Here is a 9,755-nt window from a genome sequence, read left to right on the forward strand (position 1 = left end):
CTTGTACCAATGACTAGCGTTAGAATATGAATGTGTCCAAAGATTAAAATGGTAACAACCACTCCTCCTAAAATGCCAATCAAAATTGGGGTAAATAACCAAAGTACTCTAATAGAACGAAAAGCAATAAGTAAAAGTAATAATGTTAAGCTCATCCCAACAACACTCATCGTTGTACTTTCATTTTCTGCCTGTTGTTTGGTTGCATTAGCAAAAAGAGCGGAGCCTGTAACTAGAAATTTCCCTTCTTGTTGTGCCACTATTTTTTGGTTGTCCGTAACTAAATTAAGAATATTAGTTTGAGGATTGATTAAATCTTGCTGTACTAAATCTCCTTGCAACAATACCCAAGTCATATCATTACTTTTTACAAATAACATCCCTGTATCAGCATCCCACTGTACCGCACTTTGTAACTGAGATTGTGATAAAGCATATCGTCCAAATCCCAACCAGTCTTGATCTAATGATAATAAGTTACTCTGTTGAAAAGGATTAATAATTTCTTCTACATATTGCCGGAAATAAGACTCTGGTTGAGTCAGTAGTTGAGTTTGAATTGCTTTAGGTAAAACCGCGAGGCTTAATTGTGAGATTTCTTGTTTTAATTGGACGAGATCTGGATTAATTGTGCTATTTATTTGCTCGAATATATCACTTGATTCCCATGTTTTTTCTATTTGTTGTGCAAGTAAAAAAGCTTTCCCTGAATCTTTATGACCTACCAAAGCAATCACTTTTTTATTAAATTTTTCTTCTTGTATTTTATCCGCTTGTTTTTGGATTTCTGCCCAAGCTTGATTCTGGGGTAATAATGGCATTAAATCCGTTTGTAACCATGCTGTTTTAAGTTGGAAAAAACCTAACACTAGAATGAATAATAAAAATAATCCATAACCCCAACGATATAATGTTAAATATTTTCCCATACTTATTCTCTAAGGTTTTAATGCATTTTGAGTAAAAGCAGAAACTGGTGCATTCAATTTAATATCTTTAAATTGGATAAGCGTTCTATCACCTTGTTTTTCCTTAAGTTCAATTTGTTTGACGACCTCATCGCCATTTAATACTATTTCAGTAAAAATCTGTTTCATTAATAAACTTTCTGGAATTAAAGTTAATTGCCATTGAGCATCAGAGCCTCGTAGAGATAGCTGGAATTGGTCATCTAGAGCATCGGTGTTTCCTGACAGTAAACCAAGAAAGAGAGAGACTTGCTCACTTTCCCCTAACTTATTATTGTCAACCCAACTTTTGCCATTCCATTGATTGATCCCTGATTTAGTAACACGGAGGTAATTGTCAAATGGCTTTTGAGTATGCCATAACAGGCCTTGATTTTTAATCAGTGAGAACTCACCTGAAATAACGATCGGATTCTTTAGCGCTTTTAAGAACCTATTTTGTGTGAAATTTCCCTGGGTATTATTTGGTTTTTGCAGTAATTCAAATAAATCAGCTTGAGAAAAGCCAAAAGAGAGTGAAGAAAATAAGAATAAAGCTAGGGCGATAATATATTTTTTCATATTTTATTTGGGTTAAATGAATGGTAGTTTTCAATAGCATCACGCCAAGATTGTGGAGTTTGTAATTGCATTTCCCCACTATTAATATCAACAGCAACTTGTGTTGTTGAACCCGTTGTTAATTTCTTACCTGAAGCAACATCGACAATCACATAATCAATTCGGATACAGCTTTCATATTCAACAACGGCTAAATTAACTCTAATTTTTTGTCGAAATAATGCAGGTTTTACATATTTTAAATTAATTTGAACAATAGGCCAGCCATATCCTTTTTCACGCATGACATCATACGTATAGTGAATTTCTTCTAAAAAAGCACAACGAGCCATTTCTAAATATTTTACATAATGTCCATGCCACATAATATTCATGGAATCCACATCAAAAAATGGAATTTCATATTCAGAACTATGATGGGCATAAATATGTTTTTTTATTTTCATAATAATCTCAGATAAAACAAGCGGTAAGATTAATGAAAAAATTTGCAAAATCTTACCACTTTAATAAATTATTTAACGATATCCCCTTTTAAGGCAACACCACCAATAATATTTCCTGTATGACACTCAAATTGTGTTGAACTAGTATAAGTATTCTTTTTATAGTAACTCACAAGATTACCTACTTTGGTTGCACCATTAGATTTTGCTGTCTCTTGGAATTGTTTGACTGCAGATAAAAATGCCCATTCGCAAGCTTCTTTATCTGTCTTATTTACCGCATTAGTTTTCTTATTACTTACTAACCCTGATTGAAGGACTTTTCCTGAGGCTTGTTTTGCAAAAGATAATTGAATATTTGGATCTAATACTTGTTTTGCTTGTGGAGAGTTTAAGGCATCTTGGATAGAGTAATAATGTACCGTATCTTTAGGTGCACAAGCTGCAATTAAAGTGACACTGAAAGCCACAACAAGTGGTTTAATAAGTTTCATAAAGAACTCCTATTTAGGTAAATAATTAAATCAATTTTTATTGTGCCAAAAAGCATAGAAATTAAACCATAATAAAGGATTATCTCTACACTCTTTAGCTAATAATTCTGCATAGCGTTGTATTGCTTGTTTAATGCTTTTATGTCGTTCGACACCCCTCCCGTTAATTCCATCGGAGAAACGTCTTAATTTTAATCTATATTGATTATTTTCTTTTAAACAGAAAATTGTATTAATAGGGACCTTTAATATACTCGCTAATAGCCACGCTCCTTGAGGGAAATTCGCTTCTTGACCCAAAAATTCTACGGGTTCTATTTTATCCCCTCTGATTGGAATACGATCTACCGCAAGTGCAATCCATTCACCTTTTTCAATACGTTCATGAAGTTCTAACATTTTCTGAGCATCAAGATCGACAACTTGAATCAGAGATAGCTCATCATCCCCAGCTTTAGCTAAAGCACGATTAAATTCTTGAGCATGTTGATTATGAACTAAAATATTTAATTTAAAGTTTTTATGTTGCCCACTGTTTACTAATGCCCGGCAAACTTCAATATTACCAAAATGAGAACAAATTAAAATTTGTCCTCTTTGGTTATCTTTTTCCATATCTTGAAGAAGATTATCTAAATCATCGGTAATTATATCGTTAAAGTTTATCTTTTTTTGCCAAACCGCAAAACGATCAACAATAGCTTCACCAAAATTAAGAAATTGACGAAAAACGGGAAATCTAGGTAAAACTATATTTGGATAAGTGATTTTTAAATTACGTTGATATTCTGCAATATTTTTTCTCATACTTTTAGCGGTAATAAAAAAATAACTTACAACCATAAAAGTCACAAATCGAATAATACTAAGTGGAAAGTACTTAACAATTAACCGAGTAATTGTTAAAAATAAACGAGTACCTCTTTCATTCTGTTTTGCCCAATGATCTGTACTCATACCTTTTTACCCGATAGCAATCTAAATAACATGCCAAAAAATAATCTTGCATGCATTTTACTAATTAACCAATTATCTTTCCATCCTCGGAAATGGGATACGCCTCCTAATTCATATTTGACTGGAGTATCTATCCAAACCATAGGAATATTTCGCCAATGTATTTTAACCAAAATTTCCGTATCAAAATCCATGTAGTTGCCAATTTTTTCTTCTTCTACAATAGGGATAACTTGCTGGAGCGGATAAATTCTAAACCCACACATCCCATCAGGAATATCTAGGGAAAGAGTATTAATTGCAATCCAGAAATTTGTTATTTTTCTGCCATATAATCGAGCCTTAGGAGCATCATTACTATAAATGGGATTTGCACAAATTAATGATGTAGGTGATTGCTCACTTTTTGTGAGCATTAACTCAGCATCCTCAATACAATGTTGTCCATCGGCATCAACCTGTAAAGCATGAGTAAATCCCTGCTTGAATGCTTCAAGCAAACCTACTTTTACTGCCGTACCTTTTCCCCCATTTTGTTGGCGGTACATCACATTTATGTCATCTTGCTTTACTAATTCTGCTAACACTACCTTATGCTTATCTTCTGAGCCATCATCCACAATTAATACAGGCAAATTAAGCTTTCTCAATCGCTTAACGACTGAACCGATCGTATTTGAATGATTATAATGAGGAATAATTACAATAGGGTTAAATTGGCTTTTCATTAATTAATCTCATCTTGTTGTGCAAAACAAACCTTTTCAAAATCTTTTTGCTGAATTTTAGATTGACTATTACGAGGAAGACTCTGGCAGAACCGCCAAAAACGAGGTAACGCAAAACGTTCTTGAGTTTGTATCAGATGCTGTTTTAAATGCTCAATAAGCTTCTTTCTATCATGTTGTTTAAGAATATTCACTCCATTAGCATTTAATGCCACCCAAGCAACAGGGCGATATTTTTCTGGATGCATACCAATATAACAATCAATCACCCAGGGATGAGATAATAAATCTTGTTCAATCCTAACCAAAGAAACACGTTTATCCCCTAATTTTACAATCCTATCAACCCGACCAAGCAGATGAAAACCATTTTCTTCGATTTCAATAGCATCTGCTGTTTGTTCTCGCTGGCTAATCCAAGGAGACTCAACCCATAATACCCCATCATTCACACCAATCTTTGATTCTGGGAATGCTCGCCATAAATAGTCATCTTGACGGAATGCAATCGCTCCCGTCTCTGTACTTCCATAAATTTCGATGAGTGGAATTCGTAATTTTCCTCTAATATGATTACCGATATGGCTATGTAGTACACCACCCGATGAAACAATCCCAGTAAGATTATTCACTTTGATGTGATCTACATTTAAATTGGCTAATAATGTTGGGCTATTAATCCAAATTACATGTGGGTAATGATGGCTTTCTGCAATCAGATATTCTGGATACTGTAATTGCTCTCTACCCAATATCCAACCCATTTCAATCGCTAGGAATATACGAAAGGTTAATCCATATAAATGTTGAACGCTCACACTGCCTAATACACCAATATGGTTTCCTTTACTAAGAGGCAACGATTGAGATAAAACTTCAGCTTCTTTCCACATCTGTTTAGCTGTTTTTTTGATTATTTTTGCATTGCCACTGCTACCCGAGGTTTTTAACCAGATTTCTGTTGAATTATTTTTATCTACAAGCGGTTGGTTTCGATCAATTTTTTGCAAAATACCATAGGTTTGAAATTGAGTAGATGTGATGAAAATATCAGTATTATCCTCTATCCACTGTTTATTTTCAGGCCATAAATTAGGGGGTAATAAAACTGTACAATTGGCATTTAGACAGGCTAAAAGCACACAAGCAAATTGACTAGCATCTTCAATCCATAATGCGACTTTTTGAATATTTTCTTGTTTAAGTTGCTGCTGTATTTGTTGTACTCTACGTGCAAAATCAGACATATGCCATTCAGGATTAATGGCAACTAAGTGAGTCTGTTTTAATAAACTCTTTTGATAATTATCCATTTTTTCTCATCACTCGTTGTCTCACTAGCCATTCCGCTAACATCAACAATCCCATTAAAATATATGAAATCATACCTGTATATACTGCCCAATATCGATATTCTTTCAGTAATATTAATAGAATAGTAACCCCACCATTAAGCACAAAAAATAAACACCAAATTTGCGTCACTTTTCGAGTATAGCGAATTCCTTTTAGAGATAAATTTGGATCAGTTAGACGGGCAAATCGCTCTATCATGGTCTGTGACGTAAATAGACTGGAACCAAAGATAATCAACATAACCATATTGATTAAGACTGGATACCAAAACATCATTGATGTTGTACGAGTAAAGGCAATGATTAACAATAATACACTCATAAAGAATGCAAAATATTGCTGTATGCCTTTTTGGAAAATACCTTTGAGCCCCCACAAGACAACCATAAGATAGAGCAAATAATGAAGGATGTTGCCCTGTTCATCAGACAACATCCAAATAATGGGATAACTAACACTAGTTAATGTTAATAAAATGGTGACTATTTGACGAAATTTATTCATCATAAAACACAATTCGGCCACTACTGCACATCTCATTATCTACCTTTAATTGAAAAATAACGCGATTATGTTCAGGCTGCCATTTTAGATTCAATTCCATATCATCATTTGGACGCAAGAACTTTTGAAATTTAAGATTATCAACCCTTAAAATCGTTTTTTCTAAGCCCAAAAATTCGGTAATTTGATCATTTACCCATTGTAATTCAACAACGCCAGGGACAAGAGGAAAATTGGCAAAATGCCCTTTAAAAAAAGTAAGATCAATTGGAACCTTACCTTTTAAAAAAAGTTGTTCATCTTGCTGTTTTTTATCTCTCCAAATAGGATCTACAATATCTGTTAAGCATATTTTTTCAAACATTCTAGCGTCAATATTAGACTGGTTATCACGAGGTAATTTATCTGTAAAATGCCATAATTTAGGGATAACCAACTCGCCTTTTTGCTCTAAAAGGCAAGTCTTTAATTGCTCAATAACCGCTTTACGTCCCTTTTCTCGAAAAAGCTGAATTCCTTCTTCTGATAATTCTATCCAAGCGACGAGATCCGCTTGTTGGGGATGAGGAGCAAAATAACAATCAGAAATTAAATTATGACTCTTTAGACAACATTCGACACTATTCAACAATATATTTTCCATTTGTTTTTATTGTTGAGCATTCGTACTAATTTTTTTTACAGCTTCAACAACATCACTCACTGTTCGTACATTACGAAAATCTTCAGCCTGTAACTTATATCCTGTTTTACGTTTGATATAGTCAATTAAATCGATCGCATCAATACTATCTATTTCAAGATCTTCATATAAATTAGTTTCTAGAGTTACTTGCTCTTTATCAATTTCAAAAAGAGAACCTAATGCATCGACTAATATCTGATAAATTTCTTGTTCTGTCATATTGCTTCCTTAAGCTTGTTGAGAACGAATAAACGTTGATAATGTTGCCACACTTTCAAAATGTTCACGAAGATTTTGTTGCTGACTATCTAATTGTAAACCAAAACGTTTTTGTATGGCTAATCCAAGTTCTAATGCATCAACAGAGTCCAGACCTAAACCATCGTCACCAAATAATGGAGCATCTGTATCGATATCTTCAACATTGATGTCCTCTAATGCCAAGCTATCAATGATTAATTTTTTTAATTCTAATTCAAGTTCCATGTTTTAATCCTTTGAATGTAAATTGAAATAATTCTCTAAATATTCATTTAACTTACGAGATGCAATGGGTAATGGTTTTTCAGAGAGCCATGTTTGTGGATCAATATCTTCACCCACAATAAATTGGTAATGAATTTTTCGTGGAGGGATTTTATACCAAGGTTGCCCTTTTTTGAAATTAAACGGTGACATTTTTACGACAATAGGTGTAATGACTTTTGCACTGCGTAAACCGATAGACACAGCGCCTCTGTGCAATTTTACGACGCCATCCCATCCTGTACGGGTTCCTTCCGGAAATAATAAAAGTGACTGATTTTTAAGTATATTATCACATTGTTCTAACAGTTCTTCTGATTCTGTATTAGGTAAAAATCCGCAAGCCTTAATTGGGCTAGTCATTGCAGGATTTGTCATTAAATCTTTTTTTACAATACAGTTAAAGCGGGGTTCTTGACTAAAGATAAGTACCACATCTAATAATGATGGATGATTGGCAAGAACAAGTTGTCCTTCTCTGCCAAGGCGTTCAAATCCATGATAAGTCACCTCTAATACACCAGCAAAGGTTAAATATTTTACAAAAAACCACCATGTTTTACTGACAATCTTCCTGCCCGCAAGCTGGGTAGCGAGGTCTTGATTTGGATACTTTTTGGTATAAGGGTAAAGAATAATTAAAAAAAGAACGCCTACAACACCAAATAAAATAAATCCAAATAGTGTTGCTAGAAATCGCCTTATCCAATCTAATTTTTCTGCCACTGCCAATATCCTCCTCGGCTATTTGGGGTTTGCCAATGGTTTTGCTCCAAATGAGAGTTTTTTATCCACGTTAATGCATTATCTGAAAAATCTAAGTGATCAAATCGTGTATTTGAGTCTGAATATAAACTGAGCTGGTAGTCATTACCTTTTTCAATAATCATTGCTAAAGCATAAGCAAAAGGGTGGCGAGTTACGGGGTGTACATTAATATCCTGACTTAATGGATTTTCCACAATGACAACAAGCACCTTCTCATGCCCTTCATTTAGTAGACAATAAGCCTCCATTATCGCAATTTCTAAATTATCTTTTGTAGCGGTAATTGCTGTTGTTTCGTTTTTCACCTGTCGCATTTCTGACCATTGTCCAACGAGAGCATTATGAACAGATAAGCTAAAAGATGTTGGAGAAACATCGCCATCGGATAACAGAGATTTCCATAAGGCAAAACTACGATTAATTTCACTATTTAGGGAAGCATAAACAACAGGTAAATTACTTTCATTGTCCGTTAATTCCCATGCTGCTTCAAAAAATAATCTAGCCGAATCACTTAGACGTCTACGTTTAAGGGGAGGCAAAAAAGCTAATTTAGGTTTAATATCTTCAAGTGAATCAGAGATTGCAAACCAATGGTTTGCCCCTAGCTTCCAATCCTCTGCACTCAATGCCTTATTACAAACAACATTCCATTGACTAATATTAAAAGAAAAATGACAAATTAGATTGTCCATGAGTTTAAATCAATCCTCTAATTATTTTGTAAAAGGTTATATACATTTTTTAACAGCTCACTCAACCCAGCGCTTAAAAATAAGGGAAGTATTTATACCACCAAAGGCAAAATTATTATTCATTACATAATCTGTTTGGATTTCTCGACCATCACCTCGTATATAATCAACTTGTCCACATCGATCATCAATATCATCTAGGTTGATTGTTGGGGCAAACCAACCGTCTCTCATCATCTCAATAGAGAACCATGATTCTAAAGCACCACATGCTCCTAGCGTGTGGCCAAGATAACTTTTTTGGGAACTCAATGGAATATGCCCAAATACAGCTTCAGCAGCCAAGGTTTCAGCAATATCGCCTTGCTCTGTGGCTGTACCGTGTCCATTTACATAACCTATTTGCTGAGGAGTGATATTGGCATCTTTTAGTGCTATTTCCATACAACGTTGCATAGTTTCCTTTTGAGGTCGGGTAACATGGCTACCATCACTATTTGCACCATATCCTACAATTTCCGCAATAATGTTGGCTCCTCGAGCTAAAGCATGTTCCAATTCTTCTAATACAAATATACAGCCACCTTCTCCAATAACTAATCCATCGCGTTTTTTATCATAAGGACAAGGCGTTTTATCTGGATGAGCATTATTACGACTAGCAGCATATAAAGAATCAAAAACATAGACCTCAGATGGGCAAAATTCTTCACCACCTCCAGCTAACATCATTGGAATTAAACCATATTTAATTGATTCATAAGCATATCCAATGCCTTGGCTACCAGATGAACAAGCACTAGAGGTAGGGATAACTCTTCCAGTTAAACCAAAAAAAATACCAATATTTGCCGCTGTGGTATGAGGCATCATTCTGACGTAAGTATTTGCACTAAAATTGTCTGAAGATCCCGTTATCAATAATTCTCCTACATCACGAGTATCTTTAGTACTTCCCGTTGATGAGCCGCAAGCAACGCCCATTCTTCCATCTTTTAATATCGGATCAATTTGTCCATCCCGATATAAACCAGCTGATTGCAACGCTTGCTCCGCAGCATCCACACA

14 protein-coding genes are annotated in these 9,755 nt (G+C 34.6%); all 14 read right to left on the bottom strand.

Annotation, left to right across the window (positions count from 1 at the left end; genetic code table 11):
- Window positions 1-929: MMPL family transporter (locus Q1J40_RS06975; RefSeq protein ID WP_301099368.1), on the bottom strand; the 929-nt coding region annotated here is incomplete at its 3' end.
- 9 nt (window positions 930-938) lie between these two features.
- Window positions 939-1,529: a LolA family protein gene (locus Q1J40_RS06980; protein ID WP_301099369.1), complete on the bottom strand. Its 591-nt coding sequence runs from the start codon at window positions 1,527-1,529 to the stop codon at window positions 939-941.
- Window positions 1,526-1,969 (bottom strand): acyl-CoA thioesterase, encoded by a 444-nt coding sequence (locus tag Q1J40_RS06985; protein WP_301099388.1) that lies wholly within the window; start codon window positions 1,967-1,969, stop codon window positions 1,526-1,528. Before Q1J40_RS06985 ends, Q1J40_RS06980 begins: the two co-directional genes overlap by 4 nt.
- A gap of 74 nt (window positions 1,970-2,043) precedes the next feature.
- Window positions 2,044-2,469 carry an excinuclease ABC subunit A gene (locus Q1J40_RS06990; RefSeq protein ID WP_301099370.1) on the bottom strand — a complete coding sequence of 142 codons (426 nt, stop codon included), beginning with the start codon at window positions 2,467-2,469 and terminating at the stop codon, window positions 2,044-2,046.
- A gap of 30 nt (window positions 2,470-2,499) precedes the next feature.
- Window positions 2,500-3,426 carry a lysophospholipid acyltransferase family protein gene (locus Q1J40_RS06995; protein WP_301099372.1) on the bottom strand — a complete coding sequence of 309 codons (927 nt, stop codon included), beginning with the start codon at window positions 3,424-3,426 and terminating at the stop codon, window positions 2,500-2,502.
- Window positions 3,423-4,154 carry a glycosyltransferase family 2 protein gene (locus tag Q1J40_RS07000; RefSeq protein ID WP_301099374.1) on the bottom strand — a complete coding sequence of 244 codons (732 nt, stop codon included), beginning with the start codon at window positions 4,152-4,154 and terminating at the stop codon, window positions 3,423-3,425. Before Q1J40_RS07000 ends, Q1J40_RS06995 begins: the two co-directional genes overlap by 4 nt.
- Window positions 4,154-5,467, bottom strand: coding sequence for an AMP-binding enzyme (locus Q1J40_RS07005; RefSeq protein ID WP_301099375.1), 1,314 nt, complete (start codon window positions 5,465-5,467; stop codon window positions 4,154-4,156). Before Q1J40_RS07005 ends, Q1J40_RS07000 begins: the two co-directional genes overlap by 1 nt.
- On the bottom strand, window positions 5,460-6,017 hold the full coding sequence (locus tag Q1J40_RS07010; RefSeq protein WP_301099376.1) for a COG4648 family protein: 558 nt from the start codon (window positions 6,015-6,017) through the stop codon (window positions 5,460-5,462). Before Q1J40_RS07010 ends, Q1J40_RS07005 begins: the two co-directional genes overlap by 8 nt.
- Entirely contained in the window at window positions 6,007-6,645 is a 639-nt protein-coding gene (locus Q1J40_RS07015; RefSeq protein ID WP_301099377.1) for an ApeI family dehydratase, read from the bottom strand. Before Q1J40_RS07015 ends, Q1J40_RS07010 begins: the two co-directional genes overlap by 11 nt.
- 18 nt (window positions 6,646-6,663) lie before the next feature.
- Entirely contained in the window at window positions 6,664-6,918 is a 255-nt protein-coding gene (locus Q1J40_RS07020; RefSeq protein ID WP_301099378.1) for an acyl carrier protein, read from the bottom strand.
- Between the two features lie 9 nt (window positions 6,919-6,927).
- The gene (locus tag Q1J40_RS07025) at window positions 6,928-7,185 is read right to left on the bottom strand and encodes a phosphopantetheine-binding protein (protein WP_301099380.1); all 258 of its coding nucleotides are present in this window, start codon (window positions 7,183-7,185) and stop codon (window positions 6,928-6,930) included.
- Between the two features lie 3 nt (window positions 7,186-7,188).
- Window positions 7,189-7,950, bottom strand: a complete 762-nt coding sequence (locus Q1J40_RS07030; protein WP_301099382.1) for a lysophospholipid acyltransferase family protein — start codon at window positions 7,948-7,950, stop codon at window positions 7,189-7,191.
- Window positions 7,935-8,687, bottom strand: a complete 753-nt coding sequence (locus Q1J40_RS07035; RefSeq protein WP_301099384.1) for a beta-ketoacyl synthase chain length factor — start codon at window positions 8,685-8,687, stop codon at window positions 7,935-7,937. The genes Q1J40_RS07030 and Q1J40_RS07035 overlap by 16 nt, the downstream gene beginning before the upstream one ends.
- A gap of 57 nt (window positions 8,688-8,744) precedes the next feature.
- On the bottom strand, window positions 8,745-9,755 hold a 1,011-nt coding region (locus Q1J40_RS07040), incomplete at its 5' end, for a beta-ketoacyl-ACP synthase (protein WP_301099386.1).

The organism is Otariodibacter sp. (genome assembly GCF_029256985.1).
In the GTDB taxonomy this organism is placed as follows: Bacteria; Pseudomonadota; Gammaproteobacteria; order Enterobacterales; family Pasteurellaceae; genus Otariodibacter.

Bases quoted from the DNA above. Each gene is read 5' to 3' on its own strand.
- Q1J40_RS06980 (WP_301099369.1), bottom strand. From the start codon at position 1,529: ATGAAAAAATATATTATCGCCCTAGCTTTATTCTTATTTTCTTCACTC.
- Q1J40_RS06990 (WP_301099370.1), bottom strand. From the start codon at position 2,469: ATGAAACTTATTAAACCACTTGTTGTGGCTTTCAGTGTCACTTTAATT.
- Q1J40_RS06995 (WP_301099372.1), bottom strand. From the start codon at position 3,426: ATGAGTACAGATCATTGGGCAAAACAGAATGAAAGAGGTACTCGTTTA.
- Q1J40_RS07000 (WP_301099374.1), bottom strand. From the start codon at position 4,154: ATGAAAAGCCAATTTAACCCTATTGTAATTATTCCTCATTATAATCAT.
- Q1J40_RS07005 (WP_301099375.1), bottom strand. From the start codon at position 5,467: ATGGATAATTATCAAAAGAGTTTATTAAAACAGACTCACTTAGTTGCC.
- Q1J40_RS07010 (WP_301099376.1), bottom strand. From the start codon at position 6,017: ATGATGAATAAATTTCGTCAAATAGTCACCATTTTATTAACATTAACT.
- Q1J40_RS07020 (WP_301099378.1), bottom strand. From the start codon at position 6,918: ATGACAGAACAAGAAATTTATCAGATATTAGTCGATGCATTAGGTTCT.
- Q1J40_RS07025 (WP_301099380.1), bottom strand. From the start codon at position 7,185: ATGGAACTTGAATTAGAATTAAAAAAATTAATCATTGATAGCTTGGCA.
- Q1J40_RS07035 (WP_301099384.1), bottom strand. From the start codon at position 8,687: ATGGACAATCTAATTTGTCATTTTTCTTTTAATATTAGTCAATGGAAT.